The organism is Pontibacter lucknowensis (assembly GCF_900156415.1).
In the GTDB taxonomy this organism is placed as follows: Bacteria; Bacteroidota; Bacteroidia; order Cytophagales; family Hymenobacteraceae; genus Pontibacter; species Pontibacter lucknowensis.
In genome coordinates this window covers 46,344-67,292 of sequence record NZ_FTNM01000004.1, presented here as the reverse complement: position 1 = coordinate 67,292, position 20,949 = coordinate 46,344, and the positions used below count along the sequence as shown (strand labels likewise).

The following is a 20,949-nucleotide window of genomic DNA, read 5'->3' as shown; positions in this document are numbered from 1 at the left end:
TATACCTACACCCTACTCCCTGATTACAGTTTGCCTCCCGCTTTCATCAATCTTGATAATCCGCGATGGCCGCGATTCCACATCTTCATCCTGTCGCCACTGCACCACGTAGTCAACTCGTTCTTTTATGGTATCCGACACCTCGGCAAAGGTACGAGGCGAGGGCTCTCCGCTCACATTGGCTGAGGTGGATACCAGCGGGCGGCCTATTTGCTGCATCAGGCGGTGACAGAATTCATCTTTGGCGATGCGCACACCGATGCTACCGTCGTCAGCCACCAGCTCTTTGGGCAGGTTCTGAGCACCAGAGAGCACAAAAGTTGTCGGACGCTCCTGTGACTCCACCAGTTTCTCAAAATCATCGGGCACGTGTTCGATGTAGCGCCGCAGCATAGCCACGTCGCTCATCAGCACAATCATCGACTTCGACTCTTCCCGTTCCTTTATCTTGAAAATCTTCTTGACGGCCGCAGCATTTTCGGCATCGCAACCGATTCCCCAAACTGTATCGGTCGGGTACAAAATAACGTTACCTATCAGTAACTCCTCTTCCGCTGCCTGAATCTCTTTCAGTAAGTGTTTCATAGCTTTAATTGTTTACTGTTGATTGTTTGATCTCCTCGTGGTTTTCCCATATTATTTGAAAAAAACAACTAGCAATTAACAACCAAAATTTACTTAATCTCCTGCGTCAGTTCTACCAGCACGCCGTTGGCGCTTTTAGGATGCACGAAGCATACGAGCTTGTTATCGGCGCCTTTCTTTGGCGTTTCGTTCAGTAAAATGAAGCCCTCACCTTTCAACCGCTCCATCTCAGCCAAAATATCCTCCACCTCAAAGGCAATATGGTGTATACCCTCGCCACGCTTTTCGATAAACTTGCTGATGGCGCTATCGGGTGTCGTACCCTCTAAAAGCTCTATTTTAGTGCCTCCTACCTTAAAGAAAGAGGTGTTTACTGCCTCTGACTCCACAAACTCGGTTTTGTAAGGCTCCACACCCAGCAATTTAAAATACAGGGCATTTGCCTCGCTGAAATTTTCAACCGCTATACCTATATGTTCTACGTTTACCATTTTCAATTTGTAATTAGTCTAAGTAACCTTTTTTTGTTAATTTTGCAGGGAATTCAAAACTAATAATTTCTCACAACTGTTAATCAGACAGGACAAAAAGAGATAAAAAATAGTGATATGCTAACATTTCCGATATACTTAGACAACAACGCCACTACACCGCTTGACCCGCGCGTGCTGGAGGCTATGATGCCATACTTCACAGGCAAGTTTGGTAACGCCGCTTCCCGTAACCACGCATTCGGTTGGCATGCCGAGGAGGCTGTTGACTATGCACGTGAGCAAATCGCCTCACTTATCAACTGTTCACCAAAAGAAATCATCTTCACTTCGGGCGCTACTGAGTCAGACAACCTGGCTATCAAAGGTGTCTTTGAGATGTATGCCTCTAAAGGTAACCACATCATCACGGCTACTACAGAGCACAAAGCAGTTCTGGATACCTGCAAGCACATCGAGAAGATCGGTGGAAAGGTAACTTATCTGCCTGTGAACGCAGAAGGCCTGATTGACCTAAAGCAACTGGAGGAAGCGATTACGGACAAGACCATCCTGATTTCGATCATGTATGGCAACAACGAGGTTGGTGTTATCCAGCCGATCCGTGAAATTTCTGCTATTGCCAAGAAGCACGGCGTGCTATTCTTTACAGATGCTACGCAGGCGGTAGGTAAAATTCCAGTGGATGTGGAAGCTGACGGCATCGACCTGATGGCTTTCTCTGGCCACAAAATGTACGGACCGAAAGGTGTTGGTGCATTGTATGTACGTCGTAAGAACCCACGTGTGAAAGTAACCGCCCAGATGGACGGTGGCGGACATGAGCGTGGTATGCGTTCTGGTACGTTGAACGTGCCTGGTATTGTGGGTCTGGGTAAGGCTTGCGAGATTGCCAAGCAGGACATGGAAAAAGACACAGCCCGTCTTTCTGCCATGCGCGACAGACTCGAGAAAGAGCTTTTGACAATCGAGGAGTCTTATGTAAACGGTTCGCGTGAGCATCGTCTCCCACACGTAACTAACATTTCCTTTAAGTATGTAGAGGGTGAAGGGCTGATGATGGGTGTGAAAGACATCGCCGTGTCTTCTGGTTCTGCCTGTACATCAGCATCTTTAGAACCTTCTTACGTACTAAAAGCGTTAGGATTAAGTGACGACCTGGCACACTCTTCGCTGCGCTTCGGTTTAAGCCGCTTCACGACTGACGAGGAAGTAGACTACGCCATCGACCACGTGAAAGAGGCTGTTGCCAAACTGCGTGAGATGTCGCCACTGTGGGAGATGTTCAAAGAGGGCATCGACTTGAACTCAATTGAGTGGGCAGAACACTAAGAGTTTAATTTAATAATGGGGAATGAATAATGATGAATTGTTCTCTCCCCTTATTATTCATTAATCATTAACAACTAGTAATTATAAATAGCCATGGCTTATTCAGATAAAGTAATTGACCATTATAACAACCCACGCAACGTTGGTACGCTTGACAAGGCGAAGAACAACGTGGGTACAGGCCTTGTAGGTGCGCCTGAGTGCGGTGACGTAATGCGCCTACAGATTGAAGTTGACGAAAACCAGATTATCACTGACGCGAAGTTTAAAACCTTCGGTTGTGGTTCTGCTATCGCATCTTCTTCTTTAGCTACCGAGTGGCTGAAAGGAAAGTCTGTTGACGAGGCCCTTGCCATCGACAACATGGACATTGTGGAAGAACTGGCATTGCCTCCTGTGAAAATTCACTGCTCGGTGCTGGCTGAAGACGCAATTAAGTCTGCCATCAACGACTATAGAGTAAAGAACGGCCTTCCAGCACTGGAAATGCCGAAGTCACACCACTAAGACCTGGACTCACGCATGGAGTCAACGACCGAGGTGCATGTAGAAAGTGCACGCATTCAGAAGCAGATTGAAAACCACTTAGGCTTAAGTGGCGACAGTCTGCTTTTCGAATTCAGAAAGCTGGATAACAAAGTGCGTCTGGACCTGATTACGGTAAACCCGCGTCACTTGCAGTCTTTCCTCTTCCACACAGAAGTTGGGTATGACAGAGTGGACGCGCTCCGTAAAATGTGGGACTACGTGCAGAGTTATAAAGAAAAAGAGAGCCCTTATACCGTACAGTGGATGGCCCGCGGAGACAAGGAGTTGAATACTTCTTACTTCAGAGCTCGTAATATGTACGAGGCCCTCGACAAGTTATACTTTGGTCGCGACATGAACACGATTACTGTTTTCAGTGTGGTACTGAATCCAGTGTCTTAAAGAACGAATTGTTATGATAACAGTATCAGATAAAGCAAAAGAGAAAGTATTGAAGCTGAAGCAAGATGCGCAGCTGGATGATACGTTTCGCCTGCGCGCATCTGTGGCAGGAGGTGGTTGTTCCGGGCTCTCCTACAACCTCGACTTCGACGACGAGGTAAAGCCGATGGACCAGGAGTTTGAGGACAAAGGTATCAAGGTAGTAGTGGACATGAAGAGTTTCCTATACCTGGCTGGCACCGAACTTGACTTTTCGGACGGCTTGAACGGCAAGGGCTTCTACTTCAACAACCCGAACGCCTCCCGTACCTGCGGTTGCGGCGACAGCTTCTCCGTTTAAGGAACGACAGCTTATAAAATCAGAAGGGCCAGCTATTCTAGCTGGCCCTTCTGATTTTATGTCTTTGGCAGGTATAGCCACTCTTCAGGGATAGTTAGTTTTTAGGTAAGGATACTCCCCAAGTATAGCGTTATTTCTTCAGGAACCGTAAAGTCTGCTTTTGCCCAGCTTCGTCAGAGAGCACCAAGGTATAGTTCCCATGCCCCAAACGGCTGACATCCAGTGAATGAGTAAAACCCTTCAAGTTTCGGCGCAGCACCACACGTCCCATCTTGTCATACACAGCTGCATCGTAAGGTATGTGCGCAAACGGTAGTTCTACCTTGAGCTCCTGCTGTGCCAGGGTTGGGTATACCGTGGCTGTTTTGGCCTGCCGATTTGTTACTGCAACCACATGGTAGTAGGTATAAGAAAGATCTTCGTCAACTTGCTTAAGTCGGTAATAGGACGTACCTAAGAGAGGTTCTCTATCGTGAAAGGTATAGTTTGTGGTCATGCTCGTCGTACCCATTGCATTCACAATGCCAACAGTCTCGAAGTTTCTTGCATCGGTACTACGCTCTATTTCAAAATGTTTGCTATCGAGTTCTGAAGCTGTTGTCCAGTTAAGTTCAACGCCTTTGCCGATAGTTCGGGCAGTAAACTTGGTCAGTTCTACTGGTAGTGGCACATAATCAGGCTGAAATTTCCAAGTTACCTGTACATCATCAATCGCAAGTCCATGGTCCTGTTGTAATTCGTCGGGGTCATACCAGCGCAGCATTACGTAGTAGCCATCGGGTATAGCTTCGGGCAGGGTATAGCTGAATTGCTTTCGGTTTTCAGGTATGTTTCCGTCAATATGGCCTGCTGTAGTTTTATTTTTAGGACTGTTAAATTGAAGAGAAGGAACAGTTGTCCACCCGCCCGTTTTGAGGTTAACGGTTAAATTAAAAGAGGAAGAATACTCGGCAATAGCATACATAAAAAGCAGTCTTTGCACATCTGTATTAGTACTACCCACCCGCCACTGCTCCGCTGCATACGCTATATCGAGCTGAGTAATCGTCTTTCCGGAGGTGTTTTGTAACAGTAGATTGTAAGCAAAATCACCGACTTTGTCTGCGGTCAAAGCACCCAATGCCCTATCAGTAGAGTTTGTATGCCCATAACTGAACAAAGCAGCAGTATTAGATGAGCCAGTACTAATACTAATAGTGTTAACCTCTATTTTAGAACTCAGCACAGTCCAGCCGTCAGGTATAAATGCGTTTACACCTAATTCTGCTGTAGTTCCTGTTCTTGGCAGGGTATTGAAATCTTGTTCATAAGTGGTAACAAAACTGCCCATCTCAATTGCCTGCCCATAAACAGGCATAGTATAACCAGCTATGACCCAAAGAGCTCCCAGCGCCGTAGACCTTACGGCTTGGGCAATAATTGTTTTCATGTGAAAAGCTAAAAGTAAAAGTTTAACATACTACAGTAATACTACCTTCTGAATAAATTAAAGCTTAAACTTTTAGCTACTTACTTAAGTTCAATCAATCCCCACTTTTATTGTAGCTTAAATTTCATGTTTAAACACTAAATATAAGCATATAAGGAGCTAGTAATGAATGAACTGAATAGTGCCAAAATGTTGGTATATGAGGTAATGCTATACTTGTATTGTTATACTTAAGAGGTATGAGCAGTCAAATAAGAAGAGAAACCTAAGTACTTTTAGGACAGGCAAATATCTGGATGTTATTTCAGGGCTACCCCTCCTTAGTCACAATCTGATTAAGATTAGCAGTTTTGAAATGCTGGTATACCCTCAGCACGATAGCAAGGGCAACGGCAGCCTCAGCAGCGGCAACCAGGATAACAAAAAGGGAGAACATTTGTCCTTGCATCAACACAGGATCGTGACGGCTGAAGGCTACTAGGTTCAGGTTGGCGGCGTTGAAAATTAATTCTATACCCATCAGCACCACCACTGCATGACGCTTTGTGATAACAGCCAAAATGCCAATCGTAAACAAGGCTGCGCTCAACAGCAGGATGTGCTCTAAAGGAATCTGATCTAACATTATACCTTCTGTTTGTCTGTGGCGATATAGGCTGCACCCATCAGTGCTATAAGCAGTAGCAGAGAGGCTATTTCGAAAGGCAACACAAAGTCGGTCATCAGTTTTACACCGATGTGCTGCACCGTGCTTTTCTGGCCTGCCAGCACATCGGTGTCAGTTTGTTGAAGCCATGGCAGTGAACTGAATCCTGCCTGCCAGATGGTATAGCTCAGCCCAACAAGTGTTAGAAGCGCAATAGTAATTCCCCATCCTACGTTTACATTCTCTGACATGACAGACTTGTCGTGCACCCTACTGCTGAGCATAATACCGAACAGGATCAGCACCAGCACACCACCCACGTACACCATTAGCTGCGTGACAGCAACAAAATCGGCAAAGAGCAACACATAAATGGCCGCTACACTCAGCAGGGTGAGCAGCAGGGAGAAGCCTGCATATAGCAGGTTCCGCGTCAGCACCATGTAAGCACCCGATACTATGGCTAATAGAGCAAAAACGTAGAATAGCATCTTCTCTTTGATTCGTCTGTTTTTAAATACTTGGTTTGTCAGATTCGAGCTGATAATGGAAACCATTCCCCAGCATCAGATACTGCATGTGTTGAAACCGTATAGCTATTTAACAATTTAATTTACTGCTGCTTTCGGGCCGCTAATGCCGCTGCTTTGGCTGCGGCCATTTCTTCCTGCTGCTTCTGTAGCAATTGCTTTTTCTCCTCTGCCTGTTCTGGAGTAAGGTCAGTGAAGTGGTAAATCATGTTCTTGATATCTACTTCAGCGAAATCGTATACCGGAGTCATAGTCAGGCAATCTGTTGGACAAACGGTAGTACAGAGGCCGCAGTAGCAGCACTTAGCCATGTCAATGTCGAACACAGGTGCATAAAGACGCTTTTTTGTACCGTCTGACGTCACCCCGATCTCCTCCGTTGCCTTCACAGATTCAATTGTGATGCAGTTCACTGGGCAAATCTTGGCGCAAAGATCACACACAATGCAGTCGTCGATCTCGTTGTGCAGGCGGTAGCGGCCGTTTTCTGGAACAGGTATAGCCTCATAAGGGTATGTAAGCGTTACCAAGCCCTCTGGCTGCTTAAAGTAATTATCGTCCATGACCGGCACAGGCGCACGCCGCTTGTCCGCATTCCGGAAATGCCGCCATGTCAGTAGCAATCCGCTTAGCAGCGACTTTACCACTTCCCAAAATCCGGTTTTATGTTGAACAGACGATTTCTCCATATCTTATTTAAAAGGGTATAAGTCGAAACCCATCCCTGCCCCTACCAAGAGGAAATAAATTACCAATGCTCTTACTTCTAAACTCAATAAATCTTAAAACTCCTGGACTCAAACCATTAGCAAACGCCAAATACCAGCTAGCAATACTACACCCAGCGCAACGGGTGTCAATACCTTCCAGCACAGGTGCATGAGTTGGTCCACGCGCAGACGCGGGTAGGTCCAGCGGATCTGTAACTGCAGAAACAGCAGCACAAAGGTCTTGCTGAGCAGCCAGAAGCCACCCCATAGTATACCTGAAAGTGACCCTATTGTGCCTGTTGTCCAGTCTGCAAACTTAAGCGTAGTCAGGTTTGGCAAAGGCGTATTCCAGCTCCCAAGGAAGAGAATAACTGCTACCAGGCTAACCAGCACCATCATGCTATATTCCGCCAGAAACAGCACGGCAAACCGGAAGCCCGAATACTCCACATGAAACCCGGCTACCAGTTCCGATTCCGCTTCCGGTATATCGAATGGTGCCCGGTTACTTTCTGCCAGGGATGCGATAAAATAGATCACAAAGGCTACAAGCAAAAGCGGAGCTCTGAAGATGTTCCAGGTAGTGATACCGCCTATGTTTGTCGTGTTTATACCCAGCGCTTCGATACCAAAGAGCCAGTTCTTTTCAAACTCAAGTCCGGGAAAGCGGTTTAGCAATATACCTTGCTGATAGCTGATCTCCTGAAAGTCCAGTGACTGGCAGATCATCACAACGGAGAGAATAGCCAATCCGGCTGGTATTTCATACGATACAATTTGCGCCACGGATCGCATGGCACCCAGCATGGCGTACTTATTATTGGAGCCCCACCCCGCCATCAGCAAGCCTACTACATCAAGTGAAATAATAGCCAGCAGGTAAAAAACACCGATGCCAATGCTGGCAGGTATAAGTTCAGGTGTGAAAGGTATAACGGCAAAGCCTGCAAACACTGCGGCGAAGATCAGGATGGGGGCCAGTTTGAATAGCTTCTTGTCAGCCGCGGCAGGTACAATGTCTTCTTTCTGCAGCAGCTTTAGTACGTCCAGCACCGACTGAAGCGAGCCGTAGGGCCCCGCCTCGGTTGGTCCCAGGCGGTCTTGCATAAAGGCTGCCACCTTGCGCTCCGCATACGCCAGCACAATGACGATACCCAGCAATAGCATAAGTGTCAGCAGAAAGGCAAGCATAAGCGGTTAGGTTTTATGAACGGGCAAAGGTAGTTTTTAATGTGCTAATGTGCTAGTCGAGCCAGATACTACAGTCAGCTTTTACTTAGCTGATCATAACTATATCCCATTAGCAGCGGTCAGGATAATCGGCTCGCCGTCAGTTATCAGGATCGTGTGCTCGTGCTGCGCTACAAAAGCTCCTGCATCTGCCAATAGAGTCCAGCCGTCGCCTTTCTCATGCACATAACTTCCTTTGGTGGAGATAAAGGTTTCTACAGCGACCACGGTGTTCTTGCGGAACCTTCGGGTCTCCTGCTTGTCATAAAAGCATGGAATCTCGTGCGGCTCTTCGTGCAGGCTACGACCAACGCCATGACCAACCAGATTCTTGATTACCTTGAAACCGTTCTTCTTCGCTTCTGTCTCTATAATGCGGCCTATTTCAGCTATCTTTTTGCCTCCCTTTATTTCTTTCAGCGCTTTATACAGTGCCGTGACAGAAGCATCTACCAGTTTGTTCAAACCATGCACGTCTTCTCCCAAAATAAAAGAACCGCCGTTGTCCGCATAATATCCATTGAGTTCCGCCGACACATCTATGTTTACCAGGTCTCCTTCTTTAAGAACGGTTTTGTCGGAGGGTATACCGTGTGCAGCTTCGTAATTGATACTGATACAGGTATAGCCGGGGAAATCATAGGTGATCTTGGGTGCCGACTGTGCATTGTAAGACTGCAGCAGCTTGTATCCAAAGTCATCCAACTCCTTTGTGGTCATACCTGGCCTGGCATGTTCGCGCATTTTTCTGAGGGTGATAGCCACAGCTTCACTCACCTTTTTTATACCTTCCAGATCCTCATTTGAGTCTATTGACATAGCTATACCTTTTCAATATTGATAAATACTAACCTTCCACAATATGCGGCACAAACTGCGACAGGTTGGTGATGATGCCTTTTTCGCGGCGAAAGCCGATGGCGGCTCCTTCACCTGACCAGAATACACCGGCCTGGTACTGGTAGCCTTTGTCGTCTTCAGGCAGCTCGCACCAACGCTGGTATACCTGCTGCTGCTTATCATATTCACCACGAACTTTGGTCACGCGCCCACGGTCTACTACCTCTACGCTCTGCCCCTCACGGCCAAAATATGGCTTTTTGATGTACTTACCTGTCAGCGGCTCGATGTCTGCCTCCAGCAGAAGAGGGTGGTACGGAAAAGCCTTCCAAAGCCAGGCTAGCATGCCTTTGCTCTGGAACAGCAAGGTATAGGCCGGATTGGCAATCGTGATGGTGCGGGAACGGGAAAGCAGTGTCAGGGTTTGCAGCAGCTCTGGCTCCTCCCAGGCAATCTGCTCCCATGGCAGTAACTTAAACAAGAACGGAAAATGCCGCCACTGCTCTGACTCCACTTGTGCCCACACGCCTTTTTCGTCACCCTCTGTAGAGAAGCTCACTTCTTCGATTGGGCAGAGATGGGCTTCAAAACCAGCTTCGTTGGCAGCCTGGGTTATGACCGAGCAGTTGGCTTCGTCCTCTGCACTTGCCCCAATGTAAGTAACGAGCAAGGCAGGTGCTAGGTCTTCGTTTCGTTCGCGCCATACCCTGAGTTGTTCTACCAGAGCTTCGTACAGGCCAGAATACTGCAGGGCATCGTTTTTGCCGGCAACGGCCAGACTGGCCCATTGCACTACAGCGGTTTCAGGTATAGAAGTGGCGGTATCGGCATTAAATTCCAGCATTTTGGGGCCATCCGGCGTCATCGCCAGGTCAAAGCGACCATACAGATGCACCTGTCGGTCGTCGTTCCATGACTGGCGCACTAGCTGCCATAGGTTCTCGGGTATACCCAGCACTTGCAGGAAGGCGTCCGGAAGATCATTCGGAATGGCTTGCACCATCATGTTGTAAAGCGAGCTGGCAGCATCGAGTAATTCTTCTGCTTCGTCTTCGGTAATCACCACTGCCTCGCCGGGCACATAGTTGGCGCATCCGTCCTCCACACACCACTCCCAGCCCAGTCCGCGCACTGCTTTTTCCACATCACCTGTATGAGGTTTTACCTGGATGCTCGTCTTAGAATTTTCTAGCATGAAATACTCAGAAATAAAAGGTTGATACGCAAATGAAGGTATCGGCACAAGCAGCATAGCTTATACTGATACCTTCCATACGAGGCATGAACCCCAAAAGGAGCATACCGTTATACCTGATTGTCGGGATACTCTCCTTGCGAAACAGCAAATATGCTTTTCCTATACCTTAAGATTAGGCTCCCGCTCCGCCGCTGCGTCCACGGAAGTAACCGCTTCGGCCTGTACGAGGCGCTGTAGACTGCTGACGGTAAGTCTGCACATTCTGGCGCCAGGCGGCTGTATTGTTCATCACACCCGGGTTGGCATAATAAGCAGGTCTGGGTGACATCATGCGACCGGCCATAAAGCCCATGCCGCTCCACCATAGCACACTGCCCAAACCGAAGCCGCCCTGGGTATATTGCTGCTCATTTTGGGCAATGTCACGCATCTGGTTCTCGAGTGCCAGGCCCTGCAGCGTATCTACGCGGCCATCATTATACTTTAAGATCGCCATGCTCTGGCCCGGTGCTGTGGTACGCTCATCGGTGATCTTCCACTGGTCAGGTGCCTCCTCAGTTAGTTCCGTTACAATCCCATCCGGCACAGGCACTTCTGTACCCGCATTCCATTCATCATTTGTCTGCGTGTTTGAGTCACAGCTGGTGAGTCCCATGGTAGCGGCGGCGGCCATGATAAAGGCATTGCGCTTGAAGTCCCCGATGGTCAAATATCGCTTTTTCATAAGATTATCTCCGTTGATATATAAAGGTACTCTTTTTACGGGATTTCTGAAAGTGAGGGATTGGAGGATGGCTGCATTGTTGATTACCAGTGCATAATTTGGACAGGTCACGACCTGTCATTTTGAAATTCCTGACACTGAAACTCCTCTACTCCCACAAGGGATAATGCTCCAGGTGCACTTTCCGCTTGAAGAAGATGCGGGTACTTTCTTCGAATGACCTGGTAAAATCAGACACAAAAAATGCATGATCGCCCTGCAACTCGCCAGAGGTCAGGTCATTGGTTTCCAGAAATCTCCGAACATGCCTGGCCACGATCTGGCTGGCGTCCAGTACATCTACTTTCCCCTGGTAGTAATTCTCGATCTGTCTTTTGATAAGCGGATAGTGCGTACAACCCAGAATAAGTGCCTCTATACCTTGCAGTTCGGGCGCTGACAGGTAGGCGTGAATCACGTTTTCAGAAATAGAATCATTGAAAAAGCCCTCTTCGATCATGGCAGCTAGCAGCGGCGTGGCATGTGATTTCAGGGTAATATCGAGGTCCAGTTCATCTATCTTTTTGCGATACACATTGGAGTTGACCGTTTGCTTTGTCCCGATAAGTCCAATCGTTTTGCCTGCATAGGTCTTTCCAATATGCTCCACCACCGGTTCTATCACATTCAGCACACGTGCCTTGCTGCCCACATATTCCTTTACAAGCTCATAAGCAGCCGCTGAAGCCGAGTTACAGGCGATTAAAATCACTTTGCAATGCTGCCTGAGCAACAGATCACAAATCTTTACGGCATAAGCCTGTATGGCAGCCGTAGATTTATCCCCATAAGGCAAATGGGCAGTGTCGCCAAAGTATATAAGCCTTTCATTTGGCAGTTCTGCCACGATTGCCTGCGCTACAGTAAGCCCCCCTATGCCACTGTCAAATACCCCGATCGGGTGCATATTTTTTCTCTCTCCCATATGGTGCGAAGTTATGCTAAAACCCACAAAATTAGATGTTCACCATGATTTTAAGATCATTCACTTATTTTGACATTATGATTGAATTTTTCAAACTTACTATTGAGTTATGAAACAGCTTATCATTCAGAGCGACGGCATTAAATATTATTTTTACAATATATTTTGTAAATAAATTTTATTTGGTTATATTTAACTACTTTATACAAAGGGAATTGCTATCTTAATTCTCCATTCCCTGAGTACGACACCCGGCGGCTTTATCAACAGAGCAGATAAAGCAGATTATCCACCTCCTAGCCTAGCCCTTATGTCTACAGCTATCACTGACTCCGCTTTCATCATCTCGTCCGCTTCACCTGTGGTGAAACGAACTCCCTTGTATGGTAGTTTTATCAGTCGCTCTGTGGCCTTCCTGATCGACACGACTATACTCGTGTTCTGGTACTCGATCATACTTTACTCTATGGCCGAAAATTCGCTGCAGTTCAACACCTGGAAACAAGTGGTGGTAGATGGCAACATTAGTATGCTTGAGTTTGAAGCTGTACTTCAGTTATTTTTTTACAGTCTGTATTTTCCTATACTGCACTGGCTTTACTATACCTTGCTGGAGGCCTCCCCCAAGCAGGCTACTATTGGCAAGTTTACCTTGGGGCTGAAAGTAACGGACTTGCGGGGCAAGCGCATTTCTTTTCTTCAGGCTAATGCGCGCTATTTCTCACGCATCCTTTCGGCTTTACCGCTGTTACTTGGCTTTTTGCTCATACAATTTACCCGCCGTAAGCAGGCACTGCACGATTATGTAGCCCGCACCCTAGTGATGACTGAGCAATAAATTGCACTATTTTTCTACTATATATCCAACACCTCTAAGTACGAATCGTATATTATACCTTGTATAACAACAAGAAAGGAGGTAATCATGCGATTTATCCCAACCCGTTTTCACGGTATATTGGATTATGTATATGGTATTTTACTTATTGCATCGCCCTGGCTGTTCAATTTTGCCGCAGGTGGTTCTGAAACCTGGGTACCTGTAGTCATAGGCGCGATCGTGCTTCTGCAAACAATCCTGACAGACTTTGAGATGGGTCTGGTAAAGAAGATTCCAATGCAGACACACCTGATGCTTGACTTTGGCATTGGCGTCATACTAGCACTGTCTCCATGGCTGTTTGGTTTTGCCGACTATGTGTATACACCACACCTGATTTTCGGTGTATTCTCTATACTGGCATCGCTAACGACACATCGTACACCAAGCAGAGCTTACAAAACTAATGTAGCACACGAAGAAACCATGCGATAAGCGATATAAACCATGTGTAATGCAACAGGCTGACTCCATCAAGTCAGCCTGTTTTATTTTGTCTGCCTATAGCGCAGAAATGCCTAAATTTGCTTTATGAATTACCTATCCGCAGAAAATATATCAAAAAGCTTTGGCGAACGCTGGCTTTTCAAAAACCTGAACTTCGGCATCAGCCAGGGGCAACGTGTCGCCCTGGTTGGCGTGAACGGCTCTGGCAAAACCACGCTGCTCAATGTGCTGGCAGGCAAATTACCCCCTGACGAGGGTAGCGTGAGCGTGCGCAAAGAAGTCACGATCGGTTTCCTGGGCCAGAACCCGGAGTTTGATGAAGAGCTGACGGTACAGCAGACCATTTTTGGTGGACAGAGCGAAGTACTCGACGTCATCCGCGAATACGAAGTAGCCATCTCCCACCCCGACACTAGTGCGGAGAAGATGCAGCACCTAATGGAGCGTATGGACGAGCTGCAAGCCTGGGATTTTGAGATCAAAGTGAAGCAGATCCTTTCCAAGTTAGGTATACACAATCTTGAGCAGGAGATAAAACAGCTCTCGGGCGGGCAGCGCAAGCGGGTGGCCATGGCCCGAGTGCTCATTGAGGAGCCTAGCATGCTCATTCTGGATGAGCCCACTAACCACCTGGACCTGGACACCATTGAGTGGTTGGAAGGCCTGCTTTCCACGCAGAACACCACCCTGCTGATGGTGACGCACGACCGCTACTTCCTGGATAAGGTGGCCAACGAAATAGCCGAACTCGACAACGGTGAGCTCTATACTTACAAAGGCAACTACAGCTATTTTGTGGAGAAGAAGGCTTCGCGTGAAGAAATGGCCGCTGCAGAAACCGAGAAAGCCCGCAACCTAATGCGCAAAGAGTTGGATTGGATCCGGCGTCAACCAAAGGCCCGCGGTACCAAAGCCAAGTATAGAGTCGATGCTTTTGAAGAATTGAAAGAGAAAGCAGCCAAAAAAACAGCGGCTCCGCAACTGGAGCTTTCCGTAAAGACGACACGCCAGGGCGGCAAGATCATCGAGGTAGACCATATTTCGAAGTCCTTTGGACCTAAGAAAATCGTGGACGACTTCTCTTATGTGTTTAAGAAAAAAGACCGCATTGGCATCGTAGGGCCGAACGGGGCAGGTAAGTCTACTTTCCTGAACATGCTCACCGGCAAACTGCAGCCCGACAGCGGCACCATCGATGCCGGCCAAACTACTGTGTTTGGTTACTACACCCAGGATGAGCTCGAGTACAAGCAAGACCAGCGGGTGATCGACATCGTGAAAGATATTGCAGAGGTAGTGGAGATGGCCAATGGTGAGGTGATCACAGCCAGCCAGTTCCTGCAGCACTTCCAATTTGCGCCGCCGCAGCAGTATACCTTTGTAAGCAAACTGAGCGGTGGGGAGAAGCGCCGTCTGCAGTTGCTGCGCGTGCTGATCAAGAACCCCAACTTCCTGATCCTAGATGAGCCAACCAACGACCTCGACATCATCACGCTCAACATACTGGAAGACTTCCTGCTCAACTTTGGCGGCTGTCTGCTGATGGTATCGCACGACCGTTACTTCATGGACCGGCTGGTAGAGCACCTGTTTGTGTTTGAGGGCGAAGGCAAGATTCGCAACTTCCCGGGCAACTATACCGACTACCGCGAGTGGCTGAAGGAGCAGGAAAAAACCGACCAGGAACCAAAGCAGGCTGCCCCTGTAATCGAAAAGAAACAGGAGCAACCCATGACAGGAAAGCGCAAACCGACTTATCAGGAGAAAAAAGAGTTTGAAGAACTGGAGAAGGAGATGCCAAAACTCGAGGCACGTAAAGCAGAGATCATCGAAACCATGAATGCCGGCACTACCACTGACCACGAGCAGCTTAATGCCTGGGCCAAAGAACTGGAGCAGTTAAACGAGCAACTGGAAGAAAAAGAGATGCGTTGGCTCGAGCTCTCCGAGATCATGTAAGCAACTCACAGCTATACCTTAAGATCGCCGAAGCAACCTGTTTGTTTCGGCGATTTCATTTCAGGCCTTTCACTGTCACGTAGGCTTTCTCGTTACGCTCCCCCACTTTCACGATTTCCCGGTCAAACTTGCGGGGGTGGTTGATGATGGCGTAAAAACTATCCAGGTACTTAAGCGACTGCCGCAACCCTGATTTACTCAAGGGCTCACATTGCCTGTATACTGCATAAATCGGAGTACGGTAAGCATTAAACGTGTTAACCATCTCCCGGTGGATGTTATCCGGGAAAGTATACGCTCTGTACAGGCGCTGCTTTACTGACTTTATACCCAACTCGGGAGGCGGTGCAGCATAGGGTGCCCCTACTATACCTGCGTAGTCGAAGTCGAAAGGCACAGGTATAGGTTCTGAAAGTGAGTCAGGTGCCAGCAGATCTATGTTATGCCGGTAAGGCACAGACCAGTCTGTGTTGCCGATCATGTACTGGAAAAGGGCTAACCGGGCCATAGCCTTCGGATCGACAAGGTCCATACTTATGCGCATTTTGCTAGGTATAAGCTTCATATCCAGCCGACTGGCCATGCTTTTGTCATCCTCTATCAGAAAGGCGTAGCGCACCTCTGGTTTGCGTTTTCCCAGGCTGTCTTCGTAGGTCACCTGACAGAGGCGCACCCGAAAGCTCTCTTCAGCCAGCAGGTTGTATACCTTATATACCAGGTACTCCCGCAGCACGTACTCCTCCCCTACGCAGTGTGTTACCAGCTTCAGTTTGTTTTGCCCTTCAAACACGGTTCCTGCCGGCATTTTTTTGCGGATCAGGTTAAGCATGAGCGGCGGAAAGCGGCAGACGGTGACATCGCGACGGCGGTTGCCCCGCACCATCACCCGCAGCGGCAAAGAGATCTCCCCACCTGCAGCATCCTGATAAAAGAGGGTAGCGGCATGATACTTTCTATCATCGCCACGGTCCTTTAACAGCTTTTGAAAGTCGGCAACCAACTTGAATTGAAGCACTGCCTCATCCTCGAAGAGCGGCTTTTCCTGAGCCCGCGCCGGCTGCCACCCCAGCAAAAGAAAAACCAACAGGTATACAAAGCGATCGGCCATGCGGCGATTGTTTCGATGTATAACAATTGGTAACATAACTAGAAACTTAATTGCCTGTGCTGCGACAGTTATAACAGGGCAGGCTTAGAGCCCCATTTGCTTCAGTGCTTTCCTGGAGAACAGGTCTTTCATCACATTCCCTTTCAGTGCAGTTGTATCCATTTTCACCTCCAACCGAATAGAGTCTTTCCGGAAAGCCGTCAGGGTCGTATCCATGGCAAGGTCTACTACTACAGTGTCTACAAGCGGCACTAAGACAGTAGAGTCCATCTCAAAATCGAGCATCCGGGAAACCGTAGCGGAAATATCAACCAAGCTATACTTGGTTTCGACGATAGCGTCTCTTCTAAAATCTGGTCCCAGGGCGAGCAGACTTATATGCTGACAGCCTTCACAATCATCGCCATGGTCTATCCATCCGTTCTTTACCGAATCGAGATGGCGGCCATGGTCCGTGGTAATAAGCATTGTTGTTTTTCCTTTGTAGTGCGCATCTTTTTCAAGGAAATCCCAGAGCTGCTTCACATAGCGGTCGGACCGGGCGATGCCTCTCAGGTAGTAATCCCAGTTTCCGGCGTGGGCATAGCCATCCGGTTCCATAAAATTGATCAGCAGTAGGTTGGGCCTGTGGGTGGTGAGCACTTTCATTACCTCCACCAGCGTGAGAGAATCCGCCCGATAGCCACTGCCAGGGCCGCTCACGCCACAGTTAAGCGATGGCAAAAACTGGTCTTTCCAATCAGGCCGAAGGGTATTGCCCAAAATATCCAGCTTGTCTTTACTTGAAATGATCCAGGCGGCGGTGGTCGGTCTGCCTTTCTGCTTGAGCCACTGCTGAAACAAAGAGGGGTTAGCCGGCAGCTCATCTCCATAGTTATCAATCGGCTGGTTCACCCCAGTCGTGATAGCCGCATGGCCGGAATTGGTGTAGGTATAGCCATCATTCCGGAAGTTTCTGCAGAAGGTGCCTCTGTGGAGCAAATCGGTGGACATGTTGGGAATAATACCTGGCACTGCTCCCCAGGTTTCCGAATACCGAATGCCATCGATCACGACTATAATGACATTCTCAGTCTGCAATCCCTCGACCTTCTCTCCAGTTGGCGAGGTAGCACAGGATGCCGCAACAGCCACTACTGCCCCAATCAGCAAGCGAAACAGCCAATTGCTGCCTCCTATGCGTAATGAAGCCTGCCTGTAGTATTCGGATGCTCCCATACCCAATGCAATTAATAGAAACTAAACTCCTATAATCAGGTATACGAGTTCTGCTAAAGATCAGGCAAAAGCGGTACCTCCGGGCTTAGCTCCTGAAAAACCCTGCAGAATAGTTTGCGTTTAATCCCGATAATTGACTTCTTGCGAACATTAAACATCACATGCAACAACCAGCAGCCATAGCGAACCTCCACTTAACAATGCCTTCAGGCATTGCGCTACTGCATGCTGTTTCCGCTGATTGCTATCGTGCCGCTTATTATTGCTACGGTTATTATTACCGCTACTCTACTGCGCTCTCTCAGGCAATCAGGCGACTAACATACCGCACTTAAACAGGAAAAGCCCACGGGTCCCTGACTGATACAACTGAAGCAGAGCGAAAGCTCTGCTTTTTTCATTTTATACCTATTCCAAAAACTAAAATTACGCCATATGACATCCATGGACCTGACACAGAACTACAGTAACTACACAGCCGAAAACCACCAGGTATGGGCCATCCTGTTCGACCGCCAATTACGCAACCTACCCGGAAAAGCCATACCTGAGTTTAGGGAAGGTTTGGAAAAAGTCGGTTTCAGCCGCGACCGTATACCTGACTTTAATGAGATAAATCAAAAGCTCAGGCCTTTAACGGGGTTTGAAGTGGTGGCAGCTCCCGGAATAGTCGATGATGCACTGTTCTTCCAGCTCATCGCCAGCAAGCGCTTCCCGGCCACTGTGTGGGTGCGCCGCATGGATCAGCTCGACTACCTCGAGGAGCCCGACATGTTCCATGACGTGTTCGGCCACGTACCGCTGCTCACTATTCCGGTGTACTGCGAGTTCCTGGCCAAGCTATCCGAGCTGGCCCTCTCCCACCTCGACCGCCCCGACATCATCGACCGACTTACACGCATCTACTGGTACACCATCGAATTCGGGTTGTTCCGCAAACCAGGCCAGCAGGCACAGATCTACGGAGCCGGCATTCTTTCCTCAGTGGCTGAGAGCAACCTGTCTGTATCTGATGAGAGTGTGAAGTTCGGCTTCGATGTAGACCATATCCTCAACACAGCTTACATAAAAGAGACCTTCCAGAGCCAGTACTTCTGCATCCACAGCTTTGAGCAGCTGCTCGAGAGCCTGCCAGCTATAGAAACGGCCCTGCAGCAGCTACGCACCCAGGATGTGCTTGTGCCCACTGCCTGACATAAAAATTCCCGCCAGCATCAGGTATAGACTACCTCTTGCTGGCGGGACTTAACTCTTTCAACTGATCTGCTCTAGTGCGTGAGCTCGTGGTTGATCATAAAACCAAGCTTGCGTGGTCTTGACAGCTGGGAGTTTTCGAGTTTCTGCTTATAGGTGATGCGCTCAATATCCGAGACATCCTGCCCCATCAGGTCGTTGTTCACAGCTGCCACCATGGCGCTTTCCACGATCAGACGCAGCATGTCATCATTTATCACATTGCGGGCAATGCGGTCGTAAGGCAAGTCCATCTGCTTCACACCTTCTATGGCAAAGTGGTTATCGATATTAATGAGCATCCTGCCCACCAGATAACCAGGGTCGTCGAGGCGGTTGTACTTAACGGTATCTGCCATGAAGTTGTACGCCATGATGTGTCCGAAAAACCGGCGGCGGAAGTCCTCTTCCACGTAATCGTTGCGCATTATCTCGTAGTCGTCAGGGAACGTGACGATGTTGGAATGCATGACAAAAACCAGCAGATCACCAGAAAATTTGATCTGAAATTCCAGATCGGTAATCGCCTTGTATTCGATCACAACATCCGAATTGTGCGTCGTGATCCGATTGGTCAGCTCCTCTACAATCTCCTGCGAAATTTCCTTCATCCGCGTAAAGGTCTGGTAGGTATTGCGGTATATCGCCTGCTTTGTAGCCGACTTTTGCTGCAAGCCTTGTATTATATCGTCGAGTCTATCTTTCATACTTGTGCTTGTTTCGGGTGCTGTATTTTTTACTCTAATCTTCAGAAATAGTTATTCAAGCGGTTTTCCCAAGGTATACCAGCCTTACTGATTTACATTTAACAGACTGATGATCACTTTAATTAACAGGTGCTATAAATTGCCTTAGCACCTGCTCATGATGCTGCGCAAAAGACGGTGGAGGCGTCACTTCAACCGCTTTCATCCCCTCCCCTACAAAAGCTACCTGCCTGATGCCGCTGGGTCCACCTGGCTGGGTAAGCAACATGCGCCTGGCCTGTAGCTGCTCAAAAACCTCGGGTATGCTGTTCACGGCACCGGCCGGCACATGCAGCCTGTGTAGCTCCTGTAATAGCACGGCCCGCTCCTGCTGCCTGATCAGCCGCTCTAACTGTTGATTAATAGCCTCCCGATGCTGCACTCTTGCATTGTTGGTAGCAAAGTGTGAATGATCTGCCAGTGCCTCCTCCCCCAGCACCTGACACAATCGCCTGAACTGCCTGTCGTCACCTATGGCGAGAACCAAAGGCAGGCCGTCTTTGCAGGTAAACACACTGCCGTAGGGTACAATATTGGGGTGCTCAGAACCCATGCGCTGTGGGCTATGCCCTGCCACCAGGTAGTTTGTACCCTGGTTGGCCAATGCTGAAACAGCGGCATCAAACAGCGAAACCTGCACGTACCTGCCCTCCCCGGTACGCTCACGCAGCAGGAGCGCCGTCAGTATACCTTCCTTTAACTGGTGGGCTGCCAGAATATCCATCAGGGCAACAGGCATTTTGGTGGGTGGTCCGTCAGGAGAGCCATTCATATACATAAATCCGCTCTCCGCCTGAATCACGGCATCATACCCTGCACGCTGGTCTTCGGCACCATAGCCCGTAATGTGCCCATAGATCAGCCTGGGGTTGAGTTGAGAAAGAGTACCGTAATCGACCTGCAACTTCTCGGCATCACCGGGCTTGTAGCTCGCTATGACAATGTCCGCTTTGGCAGCTAACTGATGAACAACATCAAGTGAAGTGGGCTCCCTGATATCGAGCCCTACAGAGAGCTTCCCCCAGTTGGCCGCCGAAAAGTAAGTGGAAGCCCCCGCACTCCCCTGCTCCGTTGTCAGTTTCCAGGTGCGGGTGACATCGCCCCCGGTAGCGGCATTTTCAAGCTTTACCACCGTAGCGCCAAGCTCTGCAAAAAACTGTCCTACACTAGGCCCTGCCAGCACACTGGCCAGCTCGAACACCAGCATATTTTTGAAAACGGGTTCAGCCATCGTCATTAGGTATAATCTCAGCGAGAGTTGGTTTCAGTCAATCGCCATGTAACAAAGCTATCAAAAAGGATATAAAAAAAGCAGCTCTCCCGAAGAAGAGCTGCACGTATGTTTTCGCTATGTATTGGATTAGGTTCCGAGCAAAGGGTCGATTAAATCAAGAAAAATATTGCATTAA

23 protein-coding genes are annotated in these 20,949 nt (G+C 48.5%); 8 read left to right on the top strand and 15 right to left on the bottom strand.

The window, feature by feature from the left end; all coding sequences use genetic code 11:
* Window positions 1-12: 12 nt before the first annotated feature.
* Together BW972_RS13390 and mce are read right to left on the bottom strand one after the other, a co-directional pair.
* Window positions 13-585 carry an L-threonylcarbamoyladenylate synthase gene (locus BW972_RS13390; protein WP_076422509.1) on the bottom strand — a complete coding sequence of 191 codons (573 nt, stop codon included), beginning with the start codon at window positions 583-585 and terminating at the stop codon, window positions 13-15.
* A gap of 89 nt (window positions 586-674) precedes the next feature.
* Entirely contained in the window at window positions 675-1,076 is a 402-nt protein-coding gene (mce, locus tag BW972_RS13385) for a methylmalonyl-CoA epimerase (protein ID WP_076422508.1), read from the bottom strand.
* 117 nt (window positions 1,077-1,193) lie between these two features.
* On the opposite strand from mce, the gene BW972_RS13380 reads away from it, so the two are divergent.
* The 4 genes from BW972_RS13380 to BW972_RS13365 all read left to right on the top strand — a co-directional run bounded on the left by BW972_RS13380 (window position 1,194) and on the right by BW972_RS13365 (window position 3,678).
* Complete coding sequence (locus BW972_RS13380; RefSeq protein WP_076422507.1) at window positions 1,194-2,408, top strand: IscS subfamily cysteine desulfurase; 1,215 nt, start codon at window positions 1,194-1,196, stop codon at window positions 2,406-2,408.
* Window positions 2,409-2,501: 93 nt separating this feature from the next.
* On the top strand, window positions 2,502-2,915 hold the full coding sequence (gene iscU, locus BW972_RS13375) for a Fe-S cluster assembly scaffold IscU (protein WP_007656687.1): 414 nt from the start codon (window positions 2,502-2,504) through the stop codon (window positions 2,913-2,915).
* A gap of 15 nt (window positions 2,916-2,930) precedes the next feature.
* Entirely contained in the window at window positions 2,931-3,338 is a 408-nt protein-coding gene (locus BW972_RS13370; protein ID WP_007656689.1) for a hypothetical protein, read from the top strand.
* Between the two features lie 13 nt (window positions 3,339-3,351).
* Window positions 3,352-3,678: a HesB/IscA family protein gene (locus BW972_RS13365; RefSeq protein ID WP_007656691.1), complete on the top strand. Its 327-nt coding sequence runs from the start codon at window positions 3,352-3,354 to the stop codon at window positions 3,676-3,678.
* 130 nt (window positions 3,679-3,808) lie between these two features.
* Here BW972_RS13365 and BW972_RS13360 read toward each other — a convergent pair whose 3' ends face one another.
* The 9 genes from BW972_RS13360 to murI form a co-directional block, all read right to left on the bottom strand.
* Entirely contained in the window at window positions 3,809-5,107 is a 1,299-nt protein-coding gene (locus tag BW972_RS13360; protein WP_076422506.1) for a T9SS type A sorting domain-containing protein, read from the bottom strand.
* 310 nt (window positions 5,108-5,417) lie between these two features.
* The gene (gene nuoK, locus BW972_RS13355) at window positions 5,418-5,732 is read right to left on the bottom strand and encodes an NADH-quinone oxidoreductase subunit NuoK (RefSeq protein ID WP_007656695.1); all 315 of its coding nucleotides are present in this window, start codon (window positions 5,730-5,732) and stop codon (window positions 5,418-5,420) included.
* Window positions 5,732-6,244, bottom strand: coding sequence for an NADH-quinone oxidoreductase subunit J family protein (locus BW972_RS13350; protein ID WP_040574190.1), 513 nt, complete (start codon window positions 6,242-6,244; stop codon window positions 5,732-5,734). Before BW972_RS13350 ends, nuoK begins: the two co-directional genes overlap by 1 nt.
* A 122-nt stretch (window positions 6,245-6,366) precedes the next feature.
* Complete coding sequence (locus BW972_RS13345; RefSeq protein ID WP_076422505.1) at window positions 6,367-6,972, bottom strand: NuoI/complex I 23 kDa subunit family protein; 606 nt, start codon at window positions 6,970-6,972, stop codon at window positions 6,367-6,369.
* Window positions 6,973-7,080: 108 nt separating this feature from the next.
* The gene (locus BW972_RS13340) at window positions 7,081-8,184 is read right to left on the bottom strand and encodes a complex I subunit 1/NuoH family protein (protein WP_076422504.1); all 1,104 of its coding nucleotides are present in this window, start codon (window positions 8,182-8,184) and stop codon (window positions 7,081-7,083) included.
* Between the two features lie 99 nt (window positions 8,185-8,283).
* Window positions 8,284-9,042 carry a type I methionyl aminopeptidase gene (gene map, locus BW972_RS13335; protein WP_076422503.1) on the bottom strand — a complete coding sequence of 253 codons (759 nt, stop codon included), beginning with the start codon at window positions 9,040-9,042 and terminating at the stop codon, window positions 8,284-8,286.
* A gap of 28 nt (window positions 9,043-9,070) precedes the next feature.
* Window positions 9,071-10,258, bottom strand: coding sequence for a glutathionylspermidine synthase family protein (locus BW972_RS13330; RefSeq protein WP_234986380.1), 1,188 nt, complete (start codon window positions 10,256-10,258; stop codon window positions 9,071-9,073).
* Between the two features lie 175 nt (window positions 10,259-10,433).
* Window positions 10,434-10,985 (bottom strand): Cj0371 family chemotaxis-regulating polar lipoprotein, encoded by a 552-nt coding sequence (locus BW972_RS13325; RefSeq protein ID WP_040574188.1) that lies wholly within the window; start codon window positions 10,983-10,985, stop codon window positions 10,434-10,436.
* A gap of 148 nt (window positions 10,986-11,133) precedes the next feature.
* Window positions 11,134-11,949, bottom strand: a complete 816-nt coding sequence (gene murI / locus BW972_RS13320; RefSeq protein ID WP_007656707.1) for a glutamate racemase — start codon at window positions 11,947-11,949, stop codon at window positions 11,134-11,136.
* Window positions 11,950-12,259: 310 nt separating this feature from the next.
* On the opposite strand from murI, the gene BW972_RS13315 reads away from it, so the two are divergent.
* The 3 genes from BW972_RS13315 (at window position 12,260) to BW972_RS13305 (ending at window position 15,235) form a co-directional block, all read left to right on the top strand.
* Complete coding sequence (locus tag BW972_RS13315) at window positions 12,260-12,787, top strand: RDD family protein (protein WP_076422502.1); 528 nt, start codon at window positions 12,260-12,262, stop codon at window positions 12,785-12,787.
* 87 nt (window positions 12,788-12,874) lie between these two features.
* Window positions 12,875-13,264: an SPW repeat protein gene (locus BW972_RS13310; RefSeq protein ID WP_007656709.1), complete on the top strand. Its 390-nt coding sequence runs from the start codon at window positions 12,875-12,877 to the stop codon at window positions 13,262-13,264.
* 96 nt (window positions 13,265-13,360) lie between these two features.
* Window positions 13,361-15,235, top strand: coding sequence for an ABC-F family ATP-binding cassette domain-containing protein (locus BW972_RS13305; RefSeq protein ID WP_076422501.1), 1,875 nt, complete (start codon window positions 13,361-13,363; stop codon window positions 15,233-15,235).
* 55 nt (window positions 15,236-15,290) lie between these two features.
* Here BW972_RS13305 and BW972_RS13300 read toward each other — a convergent pair whose 3' ends face one another.
* Both BW972_RS13300 and BW972_RS13295 read right to left on the bottom strand, forming a co-directional pair.
* The gene (locus BW972_RS13300; RefSeq protein WP_143732081.1) at window positions 15,291-16,379 is read right to left on the bottom strand and encodes a hypothetical protein; all 1,089 of its coding nucleotides are present in this window, start codon (window positions 16,377-16,379) and stop codon (window positions 15,291-15,293) included.
* Between the two features lie 48 nt (window positions 16,380-16,427).
* Window positions 16,428-17,561, bottom strand: a complete 1,134-nt coding sequence (locus BW972_RS13295; protein ID WP_234986379.1) for a sulfatase-like hydrolase/transferase — start codon at window positions 17,559-17,561, stop codon at window positions 16,428-16,430.
* Between the two features lie 435 nt (window positions 17,562-17,996).
* Here BW972_RS13295 and BW972_RS13290 point away from each other — a divergent pair, with 435 nt between their 5' ends.
* Window positions 17,997-18,755: a phenylalanine 4-monooxygenase gene (locus BW972_RS13290; RefSeq protein WP_076422499.1), complete on the top strand. Its 759-nt coding sequence runs from the start codon at window positions 17,997-17,999 to the stop codon at window positions 18,753-18,755.
* 74 nt (window positions 18,756-18,829) lie between these two features.
* Here the strand turns inward: BW972_RS13290 and BW972_RS13285 are convergent, their stop codons facing one another.
* On the bottom strand, window positions 18,830-19,501 hold the full coding sequence (locus BW972_RS13285) for a hypothetical protein (RefSeq protein WP_076422498.1): 672 nt from the start codon (window positions 19,499-19,501) through the stop codon (window positions 18,830-18,832).
* 118 nt (window positions 19,502-19,619) lie between these two features.
* On the bottom strand, window positions 19,620-20,771 hold the full coding sequence (locus tag BW972_RS13280; RefSeq protein WP_234986378.1) for a CaiB/BaiF CoA transferase family protein: 1,152 nt from the start codon (window positions 20,769-20,771) through the stop codon (window positions 19,620-19,622).
* Window positions 20,772-20,949: the final 178 nt, after the last annotated feature.